Below are 24,216 nucleotides of genomic sequence, written 5' to 3'. Positions count from 1 at the left end.
ATAACACACAATGACGAATATCATTCTGCTGTTTCAAGCAAGCCATACTTTCCATCAGCTCGCTTATAGATTACTGAATCAGTATTTGACTCTGCATCTTTGAAGATAAAGAACACATGTCCTAGTAAATCCATTTGCAAGGCAGCTTCCTCAGGTGACATAGGTTTCAAATCAACCTGCTTAGTACGAACAATTTGTAGAGCAGAGTCATCTACCTCTTCTTCAGGAATTTCTCCCTTCGAATCAATACCTTTAAATCCAGTTTCTCTGGACTTACGATTGATCTTTGTCTTATACTTACGAATTTGTCGTTCTACTTTTTCAGAAACATTATCAACAGCTGCGTATAAATCTTGATTAGTATCTTCAGCTCGCAAAACTACATAAGGTAACACAATAGTAACTTCAACCTTACCAGAATTGTCAGACTTGTATGTGCGCAAGTTAACGTTGGCCTTGGCATTTTCTTCGATATAACGATTTAATTTCGTCAAGCGTTTTTCCACATATTCACGAATTGCATCTGTGACTGTGATATTTTCACCACGTACATTGTAATCTAACATAAACTAATTCCTCCAAATTTCCTTCTTTAATGATAAATTTCTAAATATTACCATCAAGTCAGTTATTTTATATTGGTTCTATCATCATTATAACATATCTGTAAGCGTTTACCGTGAAATTACAATTTCTTCATTTTTATCGTGCCAATGAAATGCTTTTCACAGAATCAGCCCCATGTGCTAATAATAAATCGGCAGCATGGTGCAATGTATTACCAGTCGTATATACATCATCTACAAGTAAAATACTTTGTCCTTCAATGATTTTTTCGTCGATTATGGAAAATGGCTGTTCCCTTTTCATGCGACCTCTGCGATTAAAATGTGATTGTTGCATTTTTTTCGTTACCTTAACTTGTAAGGCTTCTGTCAATTCAACGCCTTCTAGCAGACTAGCTACTTGATTAAATCCACGTGTCATCATCGTATGATGGCTAACAGGAATTGCTACTACCAAATCCATATCTGAAGTATGAACTAAGTTTATTAACTCACGATTAAAAATTTTACGTAGTTTGTAGTCACCATTAAATTTATATTGTTGCATGAATAGTCGCATGGCGTCATTGTATTGATACAGTGCCTGATGATGAAGGACGGGTTCGTTATTCAATTGCCACCTTTGGCAGTCGTAACATGTGTCAGTATTTAGTTGCTGTCGTCCGCACGCTGGACAACGTTGATCATTGATTGCGTCAAAATTGTGACGACAACTTTCACACAACACACTATTTTCATGTCTTATTAGACCAAAAAATTGCAAAAATGAATGTACTTCAAATAATTGTGTTTGACACAATGCGCACCGCATAGCTTCTCCTTTTTTTAGTTGTTCATTCTACACTTTAATTTTTCCCCACGACGATTCATCATGATAATCTGTTTTTGTGCTGCCCTAACCTTTAAATTGATATGTTGTACGTATGCTTGTACTAAACCAGTGGGTCGATCAGCGCTACGTCCTACACGACCTGCAATTTGGACGAGCGCATTTTCACTGAATGTTTTATCGTCCGCTCCTATAATTAATACGTCGATTCTTGGGAAAGTAACCCCTCTTTCTAATATTGTAGTCGTAATTAAATATTGTAACTTTTCGTCACGCATTTTTTTAACTTTTTCTTGTCGAAATGGATCAGCTGCATGTACGTAATCACTTTGTACATTTGGAAATAATTGATGTAATTTTTGATGTAGCGGTTTTAAATCAGAAACTTTTGGCACAAAAATTAAAAATCTTTGTTTAGATGTAATGAGCTGAATAATTTGTCTTTTGATGACATTCGGTAGCCTTTTACGCCAGTTGCTAACTAATTTTACTTTTATTTCAGGTAAGACATGCTGGTGAAATCTTAATGGCAAATAAGAGGTCGGTAATTTTTTGCCTGCTTTTTTTCGCATTGCTAGTGTTGGTGTCGCCGTTAAATAAATTAAAGCACTGTTTTCCTTTCGGGCCTTATTCACCGCATAAGCCAGCATGGCATCCCCTGCAAACGGAAAACTATCAACTTCATCGACGATAAGAAGATCGAATGCATGATAAAATCGTAACATCTGATGTGTGGTCGCTAAAACTAACTGTGTATATTGATAGTCCTTTTTTTGGTTGCCATGTAATATCATTAGCTCAGTTTCTTCAAATGCCGACTGAATTCGTGGTGCTAGCTCCACAATGACATCTACGCGTGGCGAAACAATCGCTACACGTAGTCTTTGACACAATGCTTTGTGGATAACCGGGAATAACATTTCAGTTTTACCCGCACCAGTAACCGCCCACACTAAATGTTCCCCTTTTTGAGCCAAGGTCACCAATAGTTCATTGCTAACTTTTTCCTGTTGTTGCGTCAATTCACCTTGCCACGTCATTTTAGCAGTACCAGAAAATTGATTTGGTTCCGGTAACGAAACTAAATTATCAAGAGAACTAACTCGTCCTAATATCAAACAAGCATTACAATAATAATGTTGGTTAGGTAATTCCTCGGTATTCTTCTGTCCGCACCGTTGGCACTTTTTCCCAACAAAAGGTTCAATAATATGTTTAGTCGTTGTTTCCACTTTTGGTTGGACAATTTGACGACCATAGAAATATTCATCATTCATGCTGTATAATACGTTATATGGTAAAATATTTCACAATTAAGCCCACAGCATTCACGTGGGAAAAAGAAATTAAAAAATCACGTTTCATTTTAAACATGGCACGTATCACTTCCGAAAATGACGCTCGAGATTTTATAGAAAAAATAAATAAAATCCACTATAAAGCCAGCCATAATGTTTTTGCTTATGTTTTAGGTGACAACGACAGTATTAAGCGCTATAGTGATAATGGTGAACCGAGTGGTACGGCTGGCATACCAATGCTAGAGGTCTTACAAAAAAATGATCTACACGATGTTGTTGCAGTAGTGACTCGCTATTTTGGTGGTATTAAATTAGGGGCTGGCGGACTGATTCGTGCCTACGCTGGCACGATTGCTGAAGGGCTTGAGTCAATCGACTTCGTCCAACGACTAACACGTCTACAAGTTACTATCAGCATTGATTATAAGCATGGCGAAACATTAAATTATTGGCTAAACAGCCATAATTATCAAATAATAGACACACAATATGATACAAATGTTCACGTCGTAGTCCCAGTAGCTGAAGAAGACTTAACCAAGTTTCAATCAAATTTGATTAACCAGTTTTCTGGGCATATACTATTTGATATTGGCGACGAAACTCACTTTGAAATTCCAGTAAAATAAGCTATAATTAAATAGTTATGATCTGCTAGTGTAATGGATCGCACGCAAGATTCCGGTTCTTGAAATCCGGGTTCGACTCCCGGGTAGATCATTCAATAAAATAAAAAGCAACCAATCATTTATTGATTGGTTGCTTTTTATTAATCTACTGTCATTGAGGCAGGCTCCGGTGCAATAACTTGTTGTCCTGTCTCTTGTCTAATTGTTTCAAATAATATTCCTTCACGCAATCCAGCTTGTGAAAAAATCACTTGTTGGCCACCAAGCAAAATAAGCAACTCAATTAGTGGTAATAGTCCACCAACAATGATATCACCACGATCCTTGGCCAAGCCTGCCATTTTTTGACGCTCAACAAGATTTTTACCTAATATTTCTTGATATATATCAGTCGCATCTTTCATACTAAGATGATATCCATGAATAGGCATATCAGTAATCTTTCGCTGCCGTCGAGAGATTTTAGCCAAGGTACGATTGCTCCCTCCCAATGCAACCAAAGGTAAATGCACTGCATCACTCAACCATGAAACATCCCCAAACATCTGTCTAATCGCCACCGTTGCTTTAAATAAAGAGGCCGCATTAATAACATTTTTCTCAAGGAACATTTCGCTAATCGTGACTGCGCCAATCGGAAGACTTATTTCATGCACAGATTCTTTATTTCTAACTAAAATTAATTCTGCAGAAGCACCACCTGTATCCAAAATCAAAGCGTCATTAATACTTAGTGTATTAACAATACCAACATAATCATAATGTGCTTCCTCTTCACCAGTTAAAATCTGAAGTGGAAAATTCATTGTTTTTTCAAATTCTGTTAAAAAGATCTCTTGATTGCTAGCTTGACGTACAGCCGCTGTGGCTACTGCCCGTACCTTTGCTTTTGGATATTCTTCAAGAGCTTTCTTAAAATTTTTCAAGGCGTTTAGTGTCCGTTTAATTGCTTCTGGTTGCAAAATTTTGTCTTCACCCATTCCTTCAGAAAGGCGTACCATTTCCTGCAATCGACCCAGTACTTCATAGTGACCATCTTGATGGTATTTACTAATCGTCATACGAACTGAGTTTGATCCTAAATCGATTACTGCTATAACAGTCATTCTTCTCCTCCTATGAATGGGTTATTAATTGGTTCAAATTCTTTTTGAGTGTTTTCTCGTTCCTGTTGTTGCTTCAATTCAATTTGTTTTGCCATAGATTCTGCTATGAACATTTCTTGTGCATTTACGGAAGCTAATCCTCTTCTGTCAATTTTTTCAAATGATCCATTTGGCTGCAAAACTCGGGTCTTAACATTATCTGCCCACATGATTTCAAAGATATTAATTACCTGTTGAGACAAAGTCTCGTTTCGAATGGGAAATAACAATTCTACGCGACGATTCAGATTTCTTGTCATTAAGTCAGCCGAAGACAAATAGGTCAGTGGATTATCATCATTATTAAAAATAAAGATTCTGCTATGTTCCAAAAAACGTCCAACAATTGAATGCACCTTAATTGTCTCACTGATTTTTGGAATCCCTACTTTAAGCATTGTAATCCCTCGAACAATTAATTCAATTGGAACACCTGCTTCACTTGCCTCATATAAATGTCTAACCATCCTTTCATCAGATAAAGAATTAAATTTCATTTTAATACCCGAAGATTTACCTGCTTTGGCATTCATAATTTCAATATTAATTTTCTCATAAATAAATTCACGAATACCATTTGGTGACATGTGCAACTGATGAAAAAAACTAGGATCAGAGTAGCCAGTCAAAATATTAAAAATAGAAGCTACGTCTGCTCCTAATTCGCTATCAACAGTCAATAAACCAAGATCTGTATAGAAATTTGCTGTGACATCATTATAGTTTCCCGTCGCGAGATGAACATAGCGACGAATAGTATCATCTTCACGTCGTACAACCATTGCCATTTTAGCATGAACTTTCAGGCCGCGCAGGCCATATACTACGTGCACACCCTTTTGCTCTAATTCACGTGCCCAATGGACGTTATTCTCTTCATCAAAACGGGCCTTAATCTCAAGTAAAACTGTTACCTGTTTACCGCGTTGCGCGGCATCTGATAATGCTTTAATAATTGGTGAATTACCAGATACGCGATACAAAGTCATTTTAATAGCAAGCACATCATCATCCTTTGCCGCTGTTTTAATAAATTGAACAACTGGCTTGAATGAGTCATACGGATGATGCAACAAGTAATCACGTTTTCGAATACTATCAAATATTTTGTCAGATGATAAATCCGGATTTTCATAGCCGTGAAATGGTGCATATTCTAGGGTTGGCGCATCAATTAATTTTAACCAGGAATTAATAAATGTTAAATCAATTGGTCCACTCACCTCATAAATCCGATCATCAGGGACTTGCAGTGCTTTGATAAGTTTCGTCATCAACATTTTTCCAGTATTTGCACTGACAATAACACGAATCACGCGCCCACGCTCACGCTCCTGTAATTTGCTTTGCACTTCTTGCAAAATATTAGGCGTATCCTCATCGTCAGCGACGTCTAGCTCCATATCGCGTAAAATATGAAAAACATTTGATTCTTTGATTGTATATCCTGGAAAAAGTGCATCCAAAAATAGTTGAACAACCTCCTCAATTAAAATGACTTGATTTTCTTCAGGCAATGCAATCACACGGCCTGAAGTTTCAGGCACCTGCAATACAGCAATGTGCTTTTCAGATTGTTCATCATTCTTTTTCAAACGAACTCCGATATTTAATGTATCGTTGGCCAAAAAAGGAAATGGCCTTGTACTATCAATAGCCATCGGTGTCAAAACAGGTCTTAATTCTCTCTCAAAAAACTCCCTCAGAAAATTAAACTGTTCATCAGTTAAGTCTTCTGCACGAAGCAATTCAAAGCCTAGCCTCTTCATCGTCGGGATAATACTTCGAGTCAACACTTGATATTGGTTTTTAATTTGTTCTCCTGCCGCGGCAGCAATCTTAATCAGTTGTTGTTTTGGTGACAGACCAGAAGCATCTGCCTTATCGTGCCCTACAAGCATTTGCTGTTGTAAACTTGCCACACGAACCATGAACCATTCGTCCATATTTTTCTGGGTAATAGCTAAAAATTTAGCTCGCTCTAATATGGGATTCTGTGTATCTCGACCTTCCTCAAGCACACGTTTATTGAACCCTAACCAACTAATTTCGCGGTTAACATAATATTTAGGTTGTTTTAAATCTGTCATAATATTCATCAGCTCCTTTTTCCTTGGCGCTTCAAGATGATTGGCAATCCGAAAACTGCCTCAAAAAAATGTGCTTTTTGGGCAAATATGTAAATTTCTAGTTGTAAATCTGCCGTAGCCTGGCCTGTCACAGTGATTTTTTCTGAACCAATGGAAACAGTTAACTTACTTATCTTTTGTAGTCTACTGTCGTCTAGTGCATCAGCCAAACGCAATAAAGCAGCCATTTTAGCGATACGAATACGTTGTCGTGGTGAAAAATCTTGGGTCGACCTTAACGCATTATCAGGCGTTTCAGCACTATGATAACGAGCAATTGATGCAATCATTCGTTGTTCTGATGTGGACAAACCATGAAAATCAATTCCCTCGAGAATTTCTTCCGAGTATTGATAGTGTTTTTGAGAATTAATAAAACTACCAACATCATGTGTCAAAGCAGCAACACCTAATAGTAGACGGTCTCGAGCACTCAAACGATGAATTTTCTTCAATCGATCAAATAGACGCCAAGCATACTTAAGTACAATTTCGCGGTGTTTTTCTTCAACCATATAACGATCAGCAATTCCTCGTGCTGCGGTAATAATATCGTTTTGCGCATTGTTATCTTTAATTACTAGGCCATCTAAGACCGTTAAGTTACTAATATGAAGATTATTTGCTCCAACAGCTGTCATAACCTGTACTACCAAAACAGCCTCCATAAAGACCATCCAAATGTCATTTTGTTCAATATTATATTGTTCAGCAAAAGCTTGCTTATTCATCTGGCTAAAACTAGCAATCAATGACTGTAGTTCTGACTTTAAAATTGTCGTTTTATTTTTTTTGTTAAGAAAGAGATGGTTTAAAACATCTGCACCAAGTAAAACCACTGTATCTGTTGGCTGAAAAGGTGGCAACATATGCCAAAAGTCAGCCAATTTACTATCAATGAATTCCGGTATTAAATCAGGTATTTCAGTAATTTCTGCCGCCATATTTCGAATAGATTGTGTTAATCGGACTGGGCCAACAGCCGAATGCTGTGAAAACTTAAATTGATTATTTTCAAAATAAGATAAATCTACTCTAGTTGAACTAATACCTAACACAAAAGCATAGCGTTCATTTAATATTTTTTCATCATTTACACGTAATGCCAGCTGTCGATAGTAATTTTCTTGGTTAGCATTAAGCCAAAGCAACTCAAGGCCTGTTATATTTTCTACTTGATCAACGAAATAAATAGCATTGAGCATTTTAGACAAATTTTCACTACCATATAAACGGATGTCATCCACTTCATAGTCACGTAATAACTGTTGAAAGCGCTGTAATTGTACTAGCGCGCGCTGCATAACTTCTGTGGAAAAAGCTGCTAGTGCCAAGTCACTTTCACTATATTCACGTTTAACATGTTCTATTTGACGCCCACGGCTATCAACGATTTGTAACGCTGCAGCATCAGTGTTTAGAAGAATCACACCCTGTAATTTTGCCATATATTGAGCCCTCTAAGGCTAGTTTATCACATTTGATATTGTGGTTGTGTTAGAAAACTGTAAAGGCAACCATGCTCAAAAATTATCTGGATTAAAACTGCAATTTTGCTCGTGATCATTGATAATTCCTATTGCTTGCATATAAGAATAAACAATTACAGGACCAATAAATTTAAACCCGCGCTTTTTCATATCTTTTGAAACGAGCTGTGACAATTCATTTTGACTTGGGATATCAATATTATCGATAATGTGATGATTAATAACTTGACCGTCGGTAAATGACCACATATAGTCAGAAAAGCTATCAAATGAATAACTAGTTAGTTGCTTGATTATTTTAGCATTATGAATAGTAGCAGTAATCTTCAACGTATTGTTAATAATTTCAGGATTAGTTTTTAGTCGTAAAATGTCTTTTTCGGTCATTTCCGCAACTCGATCTATATTAAACGCGTAAAACGCTTTAATCATTGCAGAACGTCGTTTTAAAGAAGTTTCCCAACTCAATCCCGCCTGAAACACCTCCAAAGTTAACAATTCAAATAACTGACTATCACTATATTGATTTGGTTGCCCCCATTCTTTATCATGGTAATCTGTCATAAGTTTTGAGTATTGATAATTATTCACCCACGCACAACGTTTTATTTTAGCAACCATATTATTCTTCTTCCCGATCATATGTTCATATCAAAATTTTATGTATAAAAAAACGGCCAAATGGCCGATTTAATTTTTTTACTTGTTTTCAATTGCTTCGCGAGCAGCAGCTGACAAGTTATAGAATGAATGGATACCCTTATACTTAGCAGTTGTGTCTAACAATTCTTCGATGCGGATCAATTGGTTATACTTAGCAATACGATCAGTACGTGACAATGAACCTGTCTTGATTTGACCAGCGTTTGTAGCAACAACCAAGTCAGAAATTGTTGTGTCTTCTGTTTCACCTGAACGGTGAGAAACAATAGCCGTGTAACCAGCTTCCTTAGCCATTTCGATAGCTTCGAAAGTCTCTGTCAAAGTACCGATTTGGTTAACCTTGATCAAGATTGAGTTAGCAGCACCCATGTTGATACCCTTTTCAAGGTATTGTGTGTTAGTAACGAAGAAATCATCACCAACCAATTGAACCTTCTTGCCCAATTCTGCAGTAATTGTTGCCCAGTCTTCCCATTCGTTTTCGTCGATAGGATCTTCGATTGAAATGATTGGGTAACGATCTGCCAAATCTTCAAGATACTTGATGAATTCAGGTGTTGTGAATTCTTCTCCAGTTGACCAACGCAACTTGTATGTCTTTGTTTCTGCATCATACAATTCTGATGAAGCAACATCGACAGCAATTGCGATGTCCTTACCAGGCTTGTAACCAGCGGCTTCGATCGCACGGATCAAATACTTCAAAGGTTCTTCGTTATCAGCGAAGTCAGGTGCAAATCCACCTTCATCACCAACTGAAGTTGCCTTACCATCAGCTTCTAATAACTTCTTCAAAGCATGGAATGTTTCTGAACCGTAACGAATTGCTTCCTTAACTGTTGGTGCACCAACAGGCATAATCATGAATTCTTGGAAGTCAACCTTGTTTGCTGAGTGAGCACCACCATTGATAACGTTCATCATAGGTGTTGGCAATACGTATGAATTTGCACCACCTAAGTATGAGAACAAAGGTACACCTAATTCGTCAGCAGCTGCACGGGCAGCAGCGATTGAAACAGCCAAAATAGCGTTTGCACCCAACTTACCCTTGTTTTCTGTACCGTCGAGTTCGATCATAGCTTGATCGATTGCACGTTGGTCAGTTACATCGAACTTACCAACCAAAGCCTTAGCGATAGCATCGTTAACATTGGCAACAGCCTTTGTTGTTCCCTTACCACCAAAACGTGACTTGTCTCCATCACGCAATTCAACAGCTTCGTGTTCACCTGTTGATGCACCTGAAGGGACCATTCCACGACCAAAGCCACCCAATTCTGTGATAACTTCAGCTTCAAGTGTAGGGTTTCCACGTGAGTCAAGGACTTCGCGTGCGATAATATCAGTGATTAAAGACATGTTTTAATTCTCCTTTGGTTTTCGGTTATATACCATGTATATTATATCACAGGGTAAGAGTCATAGCCAAAAATTTACTAAACACATAAACAGATATAATGTTCAGAATCTATTAGCTTTCTTCATGTATTTTCAATGTTAAAATCTGGTACTTCAGGATCTTGTGCAATGGCAACAAGTTGTAAAAACTTTTCTGGATCAAGTGCAGATGTACCTACCAGAACACCATCAATGTCTTTTTGCAACATAATTTCACGCGCATTATCAGGTGTGACAGAACCGCCGTACAAAACACGTACTTGCTCGGCAATAACTGGTGAATATAGTTTAGCTAGTGTTTGTCGTATCAAATGGGCCGCTTTTTGTGCTTGAACAGCACTTGCAGCTTCTCCAGAACCAATTGCCCAGGTAGGCTCATAAGCAAGTGTGACATTACGAATTTGGTCTACTGATACCCCGGCCAACGCAGCAGCTACCTGAGCAACGGATGGTTCTGCATCCATAAACTGTGCATAAGTACTCATATCTTCATCAACATCAATGATTGGACGTAACCCGTTTCTAAGTGCTGCGGTAACTTTCAAATTAACTGTTGAGTCAGTTTCGTTAAAAAACTTCCGACGTTCAAAGTGGCCTATCAAAACATAGGTTGCACCTATATCTTTTAAAGCTTTTGGCGATGTCTCTCCTGTATAAGCACCACTATCTTCCCAATGAACGTTTTCGGCCACAATATGTATAGGTGAATCTGCCGTGGCACGAACCATGTCTGATAAAAATAAATCTTGTGCTGCAATACCTGTTTCTACAATATTTTGGGCTGGCACCTTACCATTTACTTTATTTAAAAAATCTGCCACATCAGCATGTAACTTATTGATTTTCCAATTTGCAACAACAAAAGGTACCCGTGAAGCATTATGTTGACTCATTTTTCGTCTCCTCTAAGCATCATAAAAATAAAGACCGCTTCAATTAATAATAACCAAATCATATAACGAGAAGGTTCACCAAGTAAGGATAGCAACATGTAGCTAATAAACAAAACGGCTAGTCCGCCACCTGTTTTAGTTAACTTTTGCTGGTACTTACTACGTGAAAGGCGTTCGGTCAAATGTTGGTTTTCCGATTTCAGTTCTGAAACATCTAATTTCAAAGCTTCAATCTGATCTAATAAATCATCATTTTCATTTTGTAAAGCTTCATTATGAGCTTGTATTTCTGGTGTGATTACTTCTGCTTTTTTTCGATTAAAAAATCTCATGTATTTTCTCCATTATCTCTATTCTATCAAAATTACACGCTCGCTGTCATTGAATATCTATTGACGAGATTAGATTTAATGGGTATAATTATATAGTTGTCAATTCATATTTGCAGCTGTGGCGGAATTGGCAGACGCGCAGGATTAAGGATCCTGTGCCCGTTTAGGGCGTGCGGGTTCGACTCCCGCTAGCTGCATCGTTAAAAAGCTATACTTAATTGTATAGCTTTTTTCTTTATATTATAATAAATTTTGCACAAAAAAAGGAATCCGAAAGGATTCCTTTTTAGTTGCCCCTGCTGGATTCGAACCAGCGCATGTCGGTACCAAAAACCGATGCCTTACCACTTGGCGAAGGGGCAATAGCTAATTTATTTTGCCGTTAGCTTTTATCGGCAATGGGAGCGGTAGGATTCGAACCTACGAACCCGAAGGAACGGAGTTACAGTCCGTCGCGTTTAGCCAGACTTCGCTACACTCCCATATCTCAAACAACTATAATAGTATACCAAATATTGAGACACATGGCAAGCATTTTTGTGATAATTACATATTGTGATTACATAAAAAAGTGAAGTAGATTGCTCATCAATATTGCGAGGTCCTCCAATGAAAATTAATAACAATGTTCAACCCGTTAGGAAATCACTTCACTTGACGCAAGAATCTCTAGCAAAACAAATTGGTGTTTCAAGGCGATTCATCTTTTCGATAGAAAAAGGAAACTATACACCTTCTTTGATGTTGGCCTTCCAGTTAGCACAAGCACTGAAAACACCACTGACTGATTTATTCACTATGCAATGAGGAAAATCAAACATGAAAAAAATTATTTTTGAGCAAACAGGCAATATTATTACTTCCCTACTGATCGCATTTGCAACGATACAATCCATATTACTTTCACCACAGCCTACCAGAAACTCTTCCCATATCATCTTTGGGAGTGGTTGGCTGATGTTAGCGCTTTGGGGAGCATTGTTTTATTTACTCAAACATCTGTATCAAAAATGTTTGAAAGATGGCTATCAAATCAAAAAAGGTGAACTAAGTAGCAGTGACGAAAGAGAAAAAGAGGTTGGTCATTTGGCGCTTAAAAGAACATACCAAGCCTTACTCTTTTTCTTGATTTTTACAATCATAGCCACATTCTTTTTCAGTCTATCAATAAGTACAAACATCACAATTCTAAGCATTTTTATTATTGTAATGTTAACAAATATGCTTACTCTTGTGTTTTTGACATACTTAATCGCTTGGATTATTTATGAGCGAATAACATAATTCATCGAACGAAGCGTGATTATTTTGAAATTTAGAAAGCTTTCGTTTCATGTAATGAAGCCATTTTTTTAATGTATAAGAATATAAAATGAATATATTATTAGAAATCGCATCAAGTTCAAATTCTGCTATGTTCAATAAAAGTTGACGATCCATTCATTTTTCAGAAATTCCCAAAAGTTTGTGAAGTGTTATACTTTGTTTATGAAACGGAGGTTCTTATAATGAAAAATTTAACAGACAAGGTAACTTTTCGGCATGGCGCAACAATAGATACTAGGACTGCTCAGTCACCTATGCTGACAAATAGTGGTTTAAATGAAAAAGTAACACAAGACACAATCAATTACTATAATGCCCGTTCACAATCAGCTGGTATGGTAATCGTTGAGTACACGAGTGTCAGCCCCAATGGCGGTCCATCACGTTCTTGGGCACCCGACCGTGAACAATTAGCAATTTATGACGATAGTTTTGTCCCGGGATTTAAAGAAATTACTGAGAAATTAAAAAAAGATGGCAATAAAGCTATCCTTCAACTAGTCCATTCTGGACGTGAGGCACAGTATCGATATGCGCTCGGCGGACGAGTAGAAGTACCTTCAAACATTGATTTTCCATGGATTAGTTATCCTTTACATGAGTTGTCCGAAGATGAAGTCTGGCAAATTGTAAAAGATTTCGGTACCGCAACAAAACGTGCAATTGATAGTGGTTTTGATGGTATCGAAATTCACGGAGCAAATCATTATTTGCATCAAGAATTTTTTTCTGCTTATTCTAATGTTCGTACTGACTTTTGGGGCGGTAGTCTTGAAAAAAGGATGAACTTTGCCCTCGAAGTCGCACGAGAAGTATTCAAGGTAGCCAAGGAAAATGCCCCAAAAGACTTTATTATCGGTTATCGAATTAGCCCCGAAGAGGTTCACGAAGATAATATCGGCTATACGTGGCAGGAAGCTCAATTACTAGTTAACCAATTGACAGAAAATTTTGAATTTGACTATATCCACCTTTCGACAAATGACTATACTGCGACGCCAACCGATTCTGATAAAAACTATGCACAACTACTCGGAGAACGAGTAAAAAAGCCAGCCCTTCTGATGATTGCTGGCGGTATCCATACCGTTGAGAAAATGAAAGATGCTCTGCAATTTGTTGATATTGTAAGTTTAGGCCGCCCCACTTTAATTGACAACCAAATTGGTTATAAAATCAAAAACGGTCAAGCTGAACATATTTTCTTAGAATTCAACGAAGAATCAGTGAAAGAATCACATCTAACACCAGGGTTGATCGATCTACTTGCAAACACAGCATATTTCGATATGCCTGGCATAGACTATCTTAAAACGCTCACAGATGTTAAACTAGGCGACGTTGTAACTCACGACGGAACAAAATGAACTTAACTTAAAAAGATGCTCTTTATTGAGCATCTTTTTTTACTTCTGCAGTAATATCTCTCAGTAATTCTTGGGCTTTCTCGGATATCATATAATTTGGGTTAGTTAACCAACCGAGCTTGAAATCATCATCAAAAATATGACCAATATCAATGATCTTAAGCTTCGAAAAATCTGTATTACTAGATAAATTTCCTTGGACAATTCTACCAAAACAGACGGTGTTTAAATTAAATATTGCTTGGTTCATTGCCCAAGCATCATCGACTCTTAACACAAGTGATAACGGTCCACATTGAAATTGTAATCTTTCGAAAATTTCATCGTGGAATTTATCATTGAAAAGACTAAATTTTTGTTTTTTTAAATCTGTTAAAGATATCGGCCGATTCAAAGCATTTAGCGGGTTGTCCGGTGCGCAAAATAAAACTAACTTACTATCACAAACCGGTGTAAAATCTAAATTTTCAATGCTTTCATCATTAATATTATTTATTGCGATAAAACCTGCATCAATTTCTTGACTACGTACACGACGGACAATTGATTCAAATTCGTGACAACTAATATTAACCTGAACATTTTCAAATTTAGCAACATAATTATCAATAAAAGTGCTAATAAAAGGTTTTAACATTGTGTTCATGTAATGAATTGAAACCTTTTGATGCTTTTGGGGATTAGCAACAATCGTAGCAGTTTTCTCAAGATTATTTTTAAAACGTAAAATATCGGAAATGGAAGACAACAATTGTCTTCCTTCGGAGGTTAGCTTAGTTCCAGATGATGATTTATCAAAAAGAGTTACTTCCAATTCATTTTCGAGTTGATGTATGGCTATGCTTAGTCCAGACTTACTGATGTGTAGTACGTCAGCGGCTTTCTGCATAGAATTATGCTGAGCCAAAACTTCAGCGTAAAGTAGTTGGTCGAAATTCATGGATGTACTCCTCAGATGATTTATCTAAACAAAAACTAAAAAGCTGCGCCTTAAATGCTTCAAAATAAAGATTAAATTCATGAACAGTATATCACATTTAAATTATTAGCAACGTGATAGCAAATCAAAAAAACACTTTCCAGTAAAGGAAAAGTGTTTTTAAACGCTGATATAATAAGAATATTAACGCTTTGAGAATTGTGATGCCTTACGGGCTTTCTTCAAACCTGGCTTCTTACGTTCCTTCATACGTGAGTCACGAGTCAACAAACCTGCTGCCTTCAATGCTGCACGGAAATCAGGATCTACTGTCAACAAAGCACGGGCGATACCGTGACGTGTTGCACCAGCTTGACCAGAATAACCACCACCAATAACGTTAACTAATACGTCATAGTTACCTAATGTTTCAGTAACGTTAAATGGTTGCAAAACAACTTCACGCAAGTTAGCAAAAGGAATATATTCTTCGATTGACTTGCCGTTCATTGTGATTTGGCCATTACCTGGAACCAAACGTACACGAGCAACTGAGTTCTTACGACGACCTGTGCCGGCATATTGTACTGCTGTAGTCATAATTGAGATTCTCCTTTCTTAAACTAACTTGTTGATGTCAAGTGCTTCGGGCTTTTGTGCGGCGTGATCGTGTTCTGATCCTGCATACACGTGCAAGTTCAAGCCTTGCTTACGTCCCAAAGTGTTCTTTGGCAACATACCGTGGATTGATAATTCAAGCAACTTTTCAGGGTTGAATTCACGATAGTTTCCAGCTGTGCGAGCCTTCAAACCACCTGGGTGGTTTGAGTGGTGGTAATAAACCTTATCAGTGGCCTTCTTACCAGTCAACTTAACTTCGCTTGCATTGATGATGATGACATTGTCACCCATGTCAACGTTTGGTGTGAACGTTGGCTTGTTCTTACCACGCAAAATTGAAGCTACTACTGTTGACAAACGTCCCAAAACGACGTCTTTTGCATCAATAATATACCACTTCTTTTCGATTTCACCTGGTTTTGCTAAAAATGTTGTACGCATGTTTGCGCTCCTTTGATTAGTTGTTTACTGACTCAGCCGTTCCTTGCCAAGCATTTACAATAAGTTTCCGGGGCTTATCGTGAGGTAAACAATACCGTCTTCTATCTTAACCAAAAAAGCGCCTCATGTCAATTATTTTACTCAAAATTAACATCTTTTTTATACCCATAGGACGCAAGACTAGCAGAATGAATGTGGAGTTCCAGTACAATCTCATTTTCGATATCTGGATGCCCCTGCATATAAGATTTGTTGTCAATAAATAATGGTTTAATATCTGCCCATGTTTTATCAGAACGTCTCATAGTTGCATTATTTGATTCAATACGTGCGCCATTTTCATTAAATGGCGTAATGATAGCTACCTTGTCATTATTATCGATATCATGAACTTTATATGATGTTGGATCAACGTTAAAGTACCATAGATTTTCACGTTCTGGACTGACCGCAAACCCCATAATTCGAATACTTGGTTGATTATCTCTAGTGGTTGCCACGAAAACAAGCCCTCGCGAAGCTTGAATATATTCTTCAAAAAATGTCATAATTACTCCCCCTTAAAGTAGTACTGGTTTCATTATAACAAATATTGTTCAATTGTAATCAATCTCGTCCAAGTATAGGCCACTTGCTGGCGCAGTATACCTAGCTTGTTCCCGATCCTTAACTTCTATCAGTCGAACGATATCATGTACAGGTCGTTTTCCGGTACCAATTTCTAGTAGTACACCAACCATAATACGAATTTGATTATATAAGAAAGCATTCCCTTCAAAGGTGAATACTATCTCATGCTCTTCTGGTTTCTCATCAACCTCAGCCCGGGTAATCAAACGAATAGTTGTAGCCGTTTCATTTCCTGAGGCAGCAAAGCTAGCAAAATCATGCTCACCTAATAAGTCAGGTAAAGCAGCTTTAATTCTGCTCAAATCCAGTTTCCAATGGAAATGTCCTGTATATTTGCGTTTAAAAGGGTCCTTGTAATCAGTCGTAGATACACGATAAATGTACCGCTTAGAATGTGTATTAAATCGTGCATGGAAGTCATCAGAAACATGTTCTACATGATTTACAACCACATCAAATGGCAACAACGTATTCATCCCCTTGCGCACGCCTTCTGGATCAATATTGAATGGCAAATCAAAATGAACTACTTGACCAAAAGCATGAACTCCCGTATCAGTTCGCGATGCACCTACTACTTTAATTTGCGGTGATGGGTTCTTTGCCATTTTATTGATGACTTTATTAAGCTCTCCTTGAACTGTACGTACAGACTCAACACCGTTTTTTGTTTGCAATTGAAACCCAAAGAATTCAGCACCATCGTAAGCTATAATTGCTTTATATCGCGGCATAAATTTCTCCTCTTACTGCCTCATTTTATAAAAAATTTAATACCAATAAATATAATCGTAAACCCAATTAATCCTATAAACGCACTGCGATCATTGCTGCCGTATGATAGTACACGATACTTTGTTCGTTGTGTGGCGTCTTGAAAACCGCGAACCTCCATCGCATTGGCTAAATCTAGTGCTCGTTGTAATGCACCCACGAAAAGTGGAATAAGTAATGGCACAATAGCTTTGGCTCTTTTAATTGGTCCCCCTGTTGAAAAGCTCATACCACGTGACTTTTGTGCATTCATGATTTTTTGCGTTTCATCCATTAGTAGTGGTACAAAACGCAGCGCGATTGATAGCATCAATGAAAGTTCGGCTACTGGAACGTGGATCTTTTTCAAAGGCTTCAATAAGGATTCTAACGCGTTTGCAATACTTGTCGGTGGCGTTGTTAACGTCAAAATTGTTGACATCAAAATGATTAAAACAAAACGAATCATAACATAAATAGCATTAATAATGCCCGGAACCGTCACTTTTAGTGGCCCAGCATGTAATAATACTGGTGTTCCTGGCGTAAAAAAAAGCTGTAAGATTACTGTAAATAGAATTAGCCAAAAAATTGGTTTTAATCCATCCCAATAAAGTCTAAATGGCTGCTTTGTTAAGCGTATTGCTAAAACAACGAAAGCCGCTGACCATGCATAGGTCGACCATGATGTTGACCACAACATCACAAAAATAAAAATAAAGGTTCCAATCATTTTAGTTCTTGGATCTAAACGGTGAATCCAAGAATCTCCTGGCACAAAACGGCCAATCATAATATTATTCATGCCGTTTTTCCTCATTTAACATAGTCGCTAATTCCGTCAATAATAATGGACGATGACGCAATACATGTCCATTTTGACGCAGCTGCTCCGCAAACTGTCCAGCCTTAGGCAAATCCAAAGCAACCGTTTTAAACCAAGCCAGATCTTTATTGAATATTTCAACTGGTTTACCTTCTGCTACAACACCACCATCATGCATCACAATGACATGATCAGCTACAGCAATTACATGATCCATTTGATGAGAAATGAAAACTACCAGTTTACCCGCTGCTTTCAGGCCTCTCACAATCGCAAGTAATTCTTTTTGGCCTTTTGGATCTAGGCCTGCTGCTGGCTCATCTAAAACAATAATATCTGGATCACTTGCCAACGTTCCTGCCATAGCAACACGGCGCATCTGTCCACCCGAAAGTTCAAAAGGTGATTTATCCCATAATTTCTCAGAGACATTCACCCGTTTTAAGGCAGTTTTTGCCGCAAACTCAGCATCTGCTTTGTCATAACCAAAATTTATCGGGGCATACATGACGTCTTCTAAGACTGTATTTGCAAACAACTGGTTTTCTGGAAATTGAAAAACCATACCCACTCTTGCCCGCAAAGAGGTTAAGTTTTTTTCCTTCAAGTCACTCGTTAAAACAAAATCATCAATAACTACTCGTCCTGTTGTGGGTTTCAATAAACCATTTAAATGTTGTATGAAAGTTGACTTACCCGAACCAGTCTGACCAATAATTGCCGTTACTTTTCCATCTGGTATCGTTACATTAATATCATGCAAAATTGGCTGCGCTAAAGTTGTACCAGCACCATAACTAAAATTCACTTGTTCAAAGTTGATAGCCACTGTATCAGTTCTCTCTCGTCCATATATTTATCAGGTTTCTCGTTTAAATGAAATGCTAACTCATTAGCAAAAGGTAGTTCTAATCCATTTTCATGTAGCGTTTTCCGCTGTGAAAAAACTTCGGCTGGTGTACCATCTAGGATTTTTTGCCCATCATTAATAACCACTACTCGGTTAGCAAGTGTTGCTTCATCCATATCGTGCGTAATAGTCACTAATGTTAACTCTTTACCAAACTGCTTTTTTAATTTCTGTAATGTCTCCATGACCGTAGCGCGGCCATCAGGATCTAACATTGCAGTCGCTTCATCTAAAATGATAATCTTAGGTTGTAATGCTAACACACTTGCTAAGGCAACGCGTTGCTTTTGTCCACCTGACAATGTATGTGGCTCACGATTTTTAAATTCTTGCATGCCAACAATAGTCAGTGCATTATCTATTTTTTGAGGCATTTCCGAGCTCTCAACCTGGATATTCTCTAGACCAAAAGCAACATCGTCAGCAACAGTTGCACCAACAAATTGGTTATCTGGATTTTGAAAAACCATGCCAATCTTTGATCGGACATGGTGCACAGTTTCGACAGTCAGACGTTCATCAAAAACATCAATATCACCTTGTTCTGCCACTAAAAGCCCCAAAATCAATTTTGCCAAAGTTGATTTACCAGAGCCATTGTGTCCCACCAAAGCAACCCATTGCCCAGCATCAATCTCTAAATTAAAATCGTTGAATAAGGGGCGTTCGTCATAACTATACTTTAAATTGTCTATCTTTATCGCTTTAACCATTACTACTTATTTTAGCATATTTTCCTCTAAAAAATAGGCGGAACCATTTCACAATACAAATTTCATATTTTCACAAAGAACTACTCTCATAAACCTAGTAAATTAGCATAAACTAGTCTATACTAGAAGAGGTAAAACGCTAATAAACAATAAATTTCACAAAGGAAGCATCCCATGAACGAGAAAAATATCGTCATTGTCGGCGCCGGTTTTGGTGGCGTCTTCGCAGCAAAAACATTGTCTAAAAAGCTAAGAAGTCATAAAGAGTATAATATCATCTTAGTTGATAAACATTCATACTTTACATACATGACAGAGTTACATGAAGTTGCTTCTCAACGTGTTAAACCAAAACACGTACAAGAAGATTTAGAACATCTTTTCTACCAAGATAAGAATGTTAAATTATTAACGACTGAAGTAACAAATATCAATAAAGATAAGAAGACAATCTCAACAACACAGGGTGATATTCCATACGAAAAACTTGTTTTAGCAGTTGGTGGGCAGTCAAACGATTTTGGTACGCCAGGCGTTAAAGAACACGGATTTGAATTGTGGTCAATGGAAGAATCACTGAAAATTCGAAATCATATTGAAAACATTATTGGTCAAGGAGCCGCTGAACTTGATCCTGACAAGCGTGAACAAATGTTAACTATTGCCGTTGTAGGATCTGGTTTTACGGGTGCCGAACTAATGGGCGAATTTATCGAGCAACGTAAAGTATTGGCCCAAACATACAAATTAGATGAAAGCGAAATTAAGCTTGTCCTGCTTGAGGCTTCTCCTTCTATCCTAAACATGTTAAAGGACCGTAAATTAGCTGACAAGGCTTTCAAATATATGGAGGACAATGGTGTTGATATACGATTGAACTCAAGAGTCACTGGGGTCGATGAGAATGGTGTATTCTTCCAAGACGGATCGACATTACCAACAAAATCATTAATATGGACTGCTGGTGTCAAAGCCAAATCATTCATATCAAACTGGGGATTCAAATACGGCCGTGGTGGTCGTATTGAGGCTGATGATTATATGCGCGCCACTAAGAAGATGGCACTCCAGAAAAGGACATTTATGTGGCTGGAGATACACTTTCTTACGTTGATGAAAAAACAGGGCCAATCCCACAAACCGTCGAAGGTGCCGAAAGTGCTGCTCGCGCAGCTTCTGCTAATATCCTTGCTGACTTTGGACTAGGTAAAGCCAAAACATTTTCTGAAGCTGTAAAGTATCACGGTTTCGCGGTTTCGATTGGATCCCATTACACTGTCGCTAGCTTGATGGGCCTTAACTTTTCAGGATTTATTGCCAGCATTGCAAAGCATGGTATCAACCTCTTCTTCTACTCTCAAATTCGTTCAGCCTACTCTATCTTCCATTATATGTTGGATGAATTCTTCCGTACAGAAGACGGCCGTAATCCTTTCAAGGGAAGCATATCACGTCTCGGCAATGTCCTATGGTCAACACCACTACGTTTGTTTTTAGGTATATTCTGGATCTTAGTTGCACTAGGAAATGCCGGTGATTTAAACAATTTCTTCTGGCAAAATGGTCTTGCTAGCTTTATTGAAATTGTTACTGGCGCAGGCATCTTACTTGGATTATTTACGTGGCCTTTAGGCTTATTATCAATCCTCCTTACCATTGTTTCCGGAGCAACGCATTCGTTTGAACTCACGCACTGGTTTATCATGTTGAGTAGTTTGGCAATTATGAACGGTTCTGGCCGTGGATTTGGTTTAGACTTTTATGTCGTACCACTACTCCAAAAGATTTTTGGTGGTCTTTGGTATGGTAAAGCAAAATCAACATATAATGAATTAGAAAAATAAGTTATAATAATAAAGTGCGAGAATAATGATTCTCGCACTTTGTACATAATCAATGAAAAGAGACTCCCATGGCAATGCCGTCGTTACCAAAAATTTGGGACACTTTCCCAGAATTAAATCCCCCACTTCAAAATGTATTAATAGAAATGTCTGAAAGTTGGCGCATTGGTTTTTCAGAAATCGATAATGCCATTCGTTCACAAGCTAGTGCTGGAAAATTAGTTCGTCCTGCACTGACATTACTTTTCTCTGAATTAACTGATGCGCCATATAATCGGAAGGCTATCGTGTTAGGAGCAAGTATTGAGCTTTTGCACCTTGCGACACTAATACACGATGATATCATTGATGAATCCAAACTGAGACGTGGACAAGATAGTATTCAAGCACATTTTGGTAAGGATACAGCTGTTTATGCTGGTGATTACTTGCTTACTGGAATGTTATCACTATTAAATGATGCTGACAATATTCAAGCAAATAAGCTGGCATTAGAAGCTTTAAGAAATATCTTGTTCGGTGAGTTAACACAAAAACACAACCGATATTTAACTGACACTTCTTTTGATAACTATCTCACTCAAATCACCGGTAAGACAGCTGCTTTATTTAAACTCAGTGTCCTATTCGGAGCCACAAGCTCAGAGGGTGTAAATTCTCAATTACTTGACGTTGTAGGTAAACTTGGTGAGAATCTTGGCATTGCTTTTCAGTTATTAGATGACTATCTTGATTTTGAGTCAATTACTGAACAACTCTCACTCGGTAAACCTGCTGGTCAAGACATTCGGAATGGTATATACACAGCACCTATCTTATTTGCCTTAGAAAATCCAGATATCAATGCAGAATTGAGGGAACTACTGGCTTTGAGAGATGAAATTACTGATGATCAACTCGTACGCATTCACAATATTATTCTTGAAAGTGATGCCATGTCGCGTCTAAATTCTCTGTTAGCTGAATATAGTCAGGAGCTTGATGTTCTGCTGAATAAATTGCCAAATAATGCATTACGCAACAAATTAAGCCACCTTGCCACATTATTATTAAATCGTAAAAATTAGCAAAAAAAAAAACTTGAGAAATAAATTCTCAAGTTTTTTTGTTAATCAACGAGCTCCAAGATAACCAGTTGCGCAGCATCGCCACGACGTTGGACTGTCTTGAGAATTCGTGTATAACCACCATTACGTTCTGCAAAGCGAGGTGCAACATCATCAAACAACTTTTGCAAAGCTGATTGCACTTTAACATCGTCGCCATCTTCTATAACGTCCGCAACTTCGTTACGAACAAAAGTAGCTGCTTGACGGCGAGCATTTAAGTCGCCACGCTTACCTAATGTAATCATTTTATCAGTTGTCTTACGAACTTCTTTAGCGCGTGCTTCAGTAGTAGTAATACGACCATTGATCAAAAGATCAGTTGTCAAATCACGCAACATAGCTTTACGTTGTGAAGATGTACGACCCAATTTACGATATGCCATTGGTGAATCCTCCTTTTTTTAATTTAAAGACATGTGTTAATCTTCCTTGCGAAATCCTAAGTTCATATCAGTGAGCTTTTCTTGGATTTCGTCAAGTGATTTCCGACCGAGGTTACGCACTTTCATCATGTCAGCTTCAGTGCGATCCGTCAACTCTACAATAGTGTTGATACCGGCCCGTTTGAGACAATTATATGAGCGAACAGATAAGTCTAGATCTTCAATTGGGGCAGAATCTGATGCACTAGCAGCAACAGGCTCTGCTTCAACCATAACACTAGCTTCAGCAGCTACAGGAGAAATATCCATAAACAAACCAAGATGCTCAGCTAAGATCTTAGCACCCAAACTCAAAGCATCACTTGGTTTGATAGAACCATTTGTCCAAATATCAAAAGTAAGCTTATCATAATCGTCACGCGCACCGATACGTGTATTTTCTACTTGGTAGTTTACACGTTCGATAGGTGTATAAATAGAATCAACGGCTAAAACACCAATAGGCATTTCATCACGTAACTTCTTATTTTCATCAGCTGATGTATATCCACGACCTTTGACCGCCGTGACTGTCATATGTAATGACTTACCTGCTGCCACAGTAGCGATATGCAAATCAGGATTCAAAACTTCAACATCAGCACCACCCTGCAAATCTGCAGCTGTTACATCTGCCGGCCCTTGAATATCAATTTCAAGTGAGCGTTCATCATCTGAGTCAATCGCCAACACAACCTTCTTGAGGTTCAAGATAATTTGTGTGACATCTTCAACAACGCCATCCACGGTTGAAAACTCGTGAACCACGCCGTCAATTTGCACCGTATTAACGGCTGCGCCAGGAAGCGAAGACAATAAGATACGACGCAATGAGTTACCAAGTGTCGTACCATATCCACGCTCAAGAGGCTCTACAACAAATTTGCCGTAGCGGGCATCCTCTTCGATGTTATGAATATTTGGCTTTTCAAATTCAATCATCTGTAAATTCTTACC

The 24,216-nt window shown here is 37.9% G+C and carries 25 protein-coding genes, 3 tRNA genes and 1 pseudogene; 7 read left to right on the top strand and 22 right to left on the bottom strand.

The features are described 5' to 3' along the window. Positions 1 to 20: 20 nt before the first annotated feature. The 3 genes from hpf to A6B45_RS01155 form a co-directional block, all read right to left on the bottom strand. On the bottom strand, positions 21 to 566 hold the full coding sequence (gene hpf / locus A6B45_RS01165) for a ribosome hibernation-promoting factor, HPF/YfiA family (RefSeq protein WP_010291116.1): 546 nt from the start codon (positions 564 to 566) through the stop codon (positions 21 to 23). Positions 567 to 702: 136 nt separating this feature from the next. Further along, positions 703 to 1,113, bottom strand: coding sequence for a ComF family protein (locus A6B45_RS10540; protein ID WP_237048968.1), 411 nt, complete (start codon positions 1,111 to 1,113; stop codon positions 703 to 705). Positions 1,114 to 1,391: 278 nt separating this feature from the next. Continuing rightward, positions 1,392 to 2,672, bottom strand: coding sequence for a DEAD/DEAH box helicase (locus A6B45_RS01155; RefSeq protein WP_072612973.1), 1,281 nt, complete (start codon positions 2,670 to 2,672; stop codon positions 1,392 to 1,394). A gap of 17 nt (positions 2,673 to 2,689) precedes the next feature. Between A6B45_RS01155 and A6B45_RS01150 the strand changes: the two genes are divergently transcribed. Then, complete coding sequence (locus A6B45_RS01150) at positions 2,690 to 3,325, top strand: YigZ family protein (protein WP_072612972.1); 636 nt, start codon at positions 2,690 to 2,692, stop codon at positions 3,323 to 3,325. 140 nt (positions 3,326 to 3,465) lie between these two features. On the opposite strand, the gene ppx is transcribed toward A6B45_RS01150, so the two are convergent. From ppx to A6B45_RS01115, 7 genes are all read right to left on the bottom strand, one after another. Beyond that, on the bottom strand, positions 3,466 to 4,431 hold the full coding sequence (gene ppx, locus A6B45_RS01145) for an exopolyphosphatase (RefSeq protein WP_072612971.1): 966 nt from the start codon (positions 4,429 to 4,431) through the stop codon (positions 3,466 to 3,468). Beyond that, complete coding sequence (locus tag A6B45_RS01140) at positions 4,428 to 6,560, bottom strand: RNA degradosome polyphosphate kinase (RefSeq protein WP_237048955.1); 2,133 nt, start codon at positions 6,558 to 6,560, stop codon at positions 4,428 to 4,430. The genes ppx and A6B45_RS01140 overlap by 4 nt, the downstream gene beginning before the upstream one ends. A gap of 8 nt (positions 6,561 to 6,568) precedes the next feature. Further along, positions 6,569 to 8,047, bottom strand: a complete 1,479-nt coding sequence (locus A6B45_RS01135) for a Ppx/GppA phosphatase family protein (protein ID WP_072612969.1) — start codon at positions 8,045 to 8,047, stop codon at positions 6,569 to 6,571. A gap of 75 nt (positions 8,048 to 8,122) precedes the next feature. Next, positions 8,123 to 8,710: a DNA-3-methyladenine glycosylase I gene (locus tag A6B45_RS01130; protein ID WP_072612968.1), complete on the bottom strand. Its 588-nt coding sequence runs from the start codon at positions 8,708 to 8,710 to the stop codon at positions 8,123 to 8,125. Between the two features lie 78 nt (positions 8,711 to 8,788). Next, positions 8,789 to 10,114, bottom strand: coding sequence for a phosphopyruvate hydratase (gene eno, locus A6B45_RS01125; RefSeq protein ID WP_072612967.1), 1,326 nt, complete (start codon positions 10,112 to 10,114; stop codon positions 8,789 to 8,791). A gap of 122 nt (positions 10,115 to 10,236) precedes the next feature. After that, positions 10,237 to 11,046: a triose-phosphate isomerase gene (tpiA, locus tag A6B45_RS01120; RefSeq protein ID WP_072612966.1), complete on the bottom strand. Its 810-nt coding sequence runs from the start codon at positions 11,044 to 11,046 to the stop codon at positions 10,237 to 10,239. Continuing rightward, the gene (locus A6B45_RS01115) at positions 11,043 to 11,378 is read right to left on the bottom strand and encodes a hypothetical protein (RefSeq protein WP_072612965.1); all 336 of its coding nucleotides are present in this window, start codon (positions 11,376 to 11,378) and stop codon (positions 11,043 to 11,045) included. Before A6B45_RS01115 ends, tpiA begins: the two co-directional genes overlap by 4 nt. 112 nt (positions 11,379 to 11,490) lie before the next feature. Here A6B45_RS01115 and A6B45_RS01110 point away from each other — a divergent pair. After that, a tRNA-Leu gene (locus A6B45_RS01110) sits at positions 11,491 to 11,575 on the top strand. Between the two features lie 93 nt (positions 11,576 to 11,668). On the opposite strand, the gene A6B45_RS01105 is transcribed toward A6B45_RS01110, so the two are convergent. Beyond that, positions 11,669 to 11,740 (bottom strand) — tRNA-Gln (locus A6B45_RS01105). A gap of 37 nt (positions 11,741 to 11,777) precedes the next feature. Next, a tRNA-Tyr gene (locus tag A6B45_RS01100) sits at positions 11,778 to 11,860 on the bottom strand. 127 nt (positions 11,861 to 11,987) lie between these two features. Between A6B45_RS01100 and A6B45_RS01095 the strand changes: the two genes are divergently transcribed. The 3 genes from A6B45_RS01095 (at position 11,988) to A6B45_RS01085 (ending at position 14,071) form a co-directional block, all read left to right on the top strand. After that, entirely contained in the window at positions 11,988 to 12,185 is a 198-nt protein-coding gene (locus A6B45_RS01095) for a helix-turn-helix transcriptional regulator (RefSeq protein ID WP_072612964.1), read from the top strand. A 12-nt stretch (positions 12,186 to 12,197) separates the two neighbouring features. Beyond that, positions 12,198 to 12,662, top strand: a complete 465-nt coding sequence (locus A6B45_RS01090) for a hypothetical protein (protein WP_072612963.1) — start codon at positions 12,198 to 12,200, stop codon at positions 12,660 to 12,662. Between the two features lie 224 nt (positions 12,663 to 12,886). Further along, positions 12,887 to 14,071: an oxidoreductase gene (locus A6B45_RS01085; RefSeq protein ID WP_072612962.1), complete on the top strand. Its 1,185-nt coding sequence runs from the start codon at positions 12,887 to 12,889 to the stop codon at positions 14,069 to 14,071. Positions 14,072 to 14,093: 22 nt separating this feature from the next. Here A6B45_RS01085 and A6B45_RS01080 read toward each other — a convergent pair whose 3' ends face one another. The 8 genes from A6B45_RS01080 to A6B45_RS01045 all read right to left on the bottom strand — a co-directional run bounded on the left by A6B45_RS01080 (position 14,094) and on the right by A6B45_RS01045 (position 19,884). Further along, on the bottom strand, positions 14,094 to 15,011 hold the full coding sequence (locus A6B45_RS01080) for a LysR family transcriptional regulator (protein ID WP_072612961.1): 918 nt from the start codon (positions 15,009 to 15,011) through the stop codon (positions 14,094 to 14,096). A gap of 183 nt (positions 15,012 to 15,194) precedes the next feature. Further along, complete coding sequence (rpsI, locus tag A6B45_RS01075; RefSeq protein WP_002815996.1) at positions 15,195 to 15,590, bottom strand: 30S ribosomal protein S9; 396 nt, start codon at positions 15,588 to 15,590, stop codon at positions 15,195 to 15,197. Positions 15,591 to 15,608: 18 nt separating this feature from the next. Next, positions 15,609 to 16,052, bottom strand: coding sequence for a 50S ribosomal protein L13 (gene rplM / locus A6B45_RS01070; protein ID WP_002815997.1), 444 nt, complete (start codon positions 16,050 to 16,052; stop codon positions 15,609 to 15,611). Positions 16,053 to 16,189: 137 nt separating this feature from the next. Beyond that, on the bottom strand, positions 16,190 to 16,600 hold the full coding sequence (locus A6B45_RS01065; protein WP_072612960.1) for a pyridoxamine 5'-phosphate oxidase family protein: 411 nt from the start codon (positions 16,598 to 16,600) through the stop codon (positions 16,190 to 16,192). A gap of 48 nt (positions 16,601 to 16,648) precedes the next feature. Further along, entirely contained in the window at positions 16,649 to 17,416 is a 768-nt protein-coding gene (truA, locus tag A6B45_RS01060; RefSeq protein ID WP_072612959.1) for a tRNA pseudouridine(38-40) synthase TruA, read from the bottom strand. Between the two features lie 20 nt (positions 17,417 to 17,436). Beyond that, positions 17,437 to 18,240, bottom strand: a complete 804-nt coding sequence (locus A6B45_RS01055; RefSeq protein ID WP_072612958.1) for an energy-coupling factor transporter transmembrane component T family protein — start codon at positions 18,238 to 18,240, stop codon at positions 17,437 to 17,439. Then, positions 18,233 to 19,090, bottom strand: coding sequence for an energy-coupling factor transporter ATPase (locus tag A6B45_RS01050; RefSeq protein WP_072612957.1), 858 nt, complete (start codon positions 19,088 to 19,090; stop codon positions 18,233 to 18,235). The genes A6B45_RS01055 and A6B45_RS01050 overlap by 8 nt, the downstream gene beginning before the upstream one ends. After that, positions 19,066 to 19,884, bottom strand: coding sequence for an energy-coupling factor transporter ATPase (locus A6B45_RS01045; RefSeq protein WP_072612956.1), 819 nt, complete (start codon positions 19,882 to 19,884; stop codon positions 19,066 to 19,068). The genes A6B45_RS01050 and A6B45_RS01045 overlap by 25 nt, the downstream gene beginning before the upstream one ends. Positions 19,885 to 20,058: 174 nt before the next feature. Here A6B45_RS01045 and A6B45_RS01040 point away from each other — a divergent pair. Both A6B45_RS01040 and A6B45_RS01035 read left to right on the top strand, forming a co-directional pair. Next, positions 20,059 to 21,728: pseudogene (locus A6B45_RS01040) on the top strand (FAD-dependent oxidoreductase). 68 nt (positions 21,729 to 21,796) lie between these two features. Next, positions 21,797 to 22,795 carry a polyprenyl synthetase family protein gene (locus A6B45_RS01035; protein WP_072612955.1) on the top strand — a complete coding sequence of 333 codons (999 nt, stop codon included), beginning with the start codon at positions 21,797 to 21,799 and terminating at the stop codon, positions 22,793 to 22,795. A gap of 41 nt (positions 22,796 to 22,836) precedes the next feature. Here the strand turns inward: A6B45_RS01035 and rplQ are convergent, their stop codons facing one another. Both rplQ and A6B45_RS01025 read right to left on the bottom strand, forming a co-directional pair. Next, positions 22,837 to 23,220 carry a 50S ribosomal protein L17 gene (gene rplQ, locus A6B45_RS01030; protein WP_002816006.1) on the bottom strand — a complete coding sequence of 128 codons (384 nt, stop codon included), beginning with the start codon at positions 23,218 to 23,220 and terminating at the stop codon, positions 22,837 to 22,839. Between the two features lie 36 nt (positions 23,221 to 23,256). Further along, the gene (locus A6B45_RS01025) at positions 23,257 to 24,201 is read right to left on the bottom strand and encodes a DNA-directed RNA polymerase subunit alpha (RefSeq protein ID WP_011679138.1); all 945 of its coding nucleotides are present in this window, start codon (positions 24,199 to 24,201) and stop codon (positions 23,257 to 23,259) included. Between the last annotated feature and the right edge of the window lie 15 nt (positions 24,202 to 24,216).

Origin of the sequence: Leuconostoc suionicum (assembly GCF_001891125.1) — a bacterium.
GTDB lineage: Bacteria > Bacillota > Bacilli > Lactobacillales > Lactobacillaceae > Leuconostoc > Leuconostoc suionicum.
This window is presented reverse-complemented; position numbering and strand designations above follow the sequence as displayed.

What these genes read in the sequence shown, in the direction of transcription:
- hpf (WP_010291116.1), bottom strand. Translation starts at nt 566, where the DNA reads ATGTTAGATTACAATGTACGTGGTGAAAATATCACAGTCACAGATGCA.
- A6B45_RS10540 (WP_237048968.1), bottom strand. Translation starts at nt 1,113, where the DNA reads ATGCAACAATATAAATTTAATGGTGACTACAAACTACGTAAAATTTTT.
- A6B45_RS01155 (WP_072612973.1), bottom strand. Translation starts at nt 2,672, where the DNA reads ATGAATGATGAATATTTCTATGGTCGTCAAATTGTCCAACCAAAAGTG.
- A6B45_RS01150 (WP_072612972.1), top strand. Translation starts at nt 2,690, where the DNA reads ATGGTAAAATATTTCACAATTAAGCCCACAGCATTCACGTGGGAAAAA.
- ppx (WP_072612971.1), bottom strand. Translation starts at nt 4,431, where the DNA reads ATGACTGTTATAGCAGTAATCGATTTAGGATCAAACTCAGTTCGTATG.
- A6B45_RS01140 (WP_237048955.1), bottom strand. Translation starts at nt 6,560, where the DNA reads ATGACAGATTTAAAACAACCTAAATATTATGTTAACCGCGAAATTAGT.
- A6B45_RS01135 (WP_072612969.1), bottom strand. Translation starts at nt 8,047, where the DNA reads ATGGCAAAATTACAGGGTGTGATTCTTCTAAACACTGATGCTGCAGCG.
- A6B45_RS01130 (WP_072612968.1), bottom strand. Translation starts at nt 8,710, where the DNA reads ATGGTTGCTAAAATAAAACGTTGTGCGTGGGTGAATAATTATCAATAC.
- eno (WP_072612967.1), bottom strand. Translation starts at nt 10,114, where the DNA reads ATGTCTTTAATCACTGATATTATCGCACGCGAAGTCCTTGACTCACGT.
- tpiA (WP_072612966.1), bottom strand. Translation starts at nt 11,046, where the DNA reads ATGAGTCAACATAATGCTTCACGGGTACCTTTTGTTGTTGCAAATTGG.
- A6B45_RS01115 (WP_072612965.1), bottom strand. Translation starts at nt 11,378, where the DNA reads ATGAGATTTTTTAATCGAAAAAAAGCAGAAGTAATCACACCAGAAATA.
- A6B45_RS01095 (WP_072612964.1), top strand. Translation starts at nt 11,988, where the DNA reads ATGAAAATTAATAACAATGTTCAACCCGTTAGGAAATCACTTCACTTG.
- A6B45_RS01090 (WP_072612963.1), top strand. Translation starts at nt 12,198, where the DNA reads ATGAAAAAAATTATTTTTGAGCAAACAGGCAATATTATTACTTCCCTA.
- A6B45_RS01085 (WP_072612962.1), top strand. Translation starts at nt 12,887, where the DNA reads ATGAAAAATTTAACAGACAAGGTAACTTTTCGGCATGGCGCAACAATA.
- A6B45_RS01080 (WP_072612961.1), bottom strand. Translation starts at nt 15,011, where the DNA reads ATGAATTTCGACCAACTACTTTACGCTGAAGTTTTGGCTCAGCATAAT.
- rpsI (WP_002815996.1), bottom strand. Translation starts at nt 15,590, where the DNA reads ATGACTACAGCAGTACAATATGCCGGCACAGGTCGTCGTAAGAACTCA.
- rplM (WP_002815997.1), bottom strand. Translation starts at nt 16,052, where the DNA reads ATGCGTACAACATTTTTAGCAAAACCAGGTGAAATCGAAAAGAAGTGG.
- A6B45_RS01065 (WP_072612960.1), bottom strand. Translation starts at nt 16,600, where the DNA reads ATGACATTTTTTGAAGAATATATTCAAGCTTCGCGAGGGCTTGTTTTC.
- truA (WP_072612959.1), bottom strand. Translation starts at nt 17,416, where the DNA reads ATGCCGCGATATAAAGCAATTATAGCTTACGATGGTGCTGAATTCTTT.
- A6B45_RS01055 (WP_072612958.1), bottom strand. Translation starts at nt 18,240, where the DNA reads ATGAATAATATTATGATTGGCCGTTTTGTGCCAGGAGATTCTTGGATT.
- A6B45_RS01045 (WP_072612956.1), bottom strand. Translation starts at nt 19,884, where the DNA reads ATGGTTAAAGCGATAAAGATAGACAATTTAAAGTATAGTTATGACGAA.
- A6B45_RS01035 (WP_072612955.1), top strand. Translation starts at nt 21,797, where the DNA reads ATGGCAATGCCGTCGTTACCAAAAATTTGGGACACTTTCCCAGAATTA.
- rplQ (WP_002816006.1), bottom strand. Translation starts at nt 23,220, where the DNA reads ATGGCATATCGTAAATTGGGTCGTACATCTTCACAACGTAAAGCTATG.
- A6B45_RS01025 (WP_011679138.1), bottom strand. Translation starts at nt 24,201, where the DNA reads ATGATTGAATTTGAAAAGCCAAATATTCATAACATCGAAGAGGATGCC.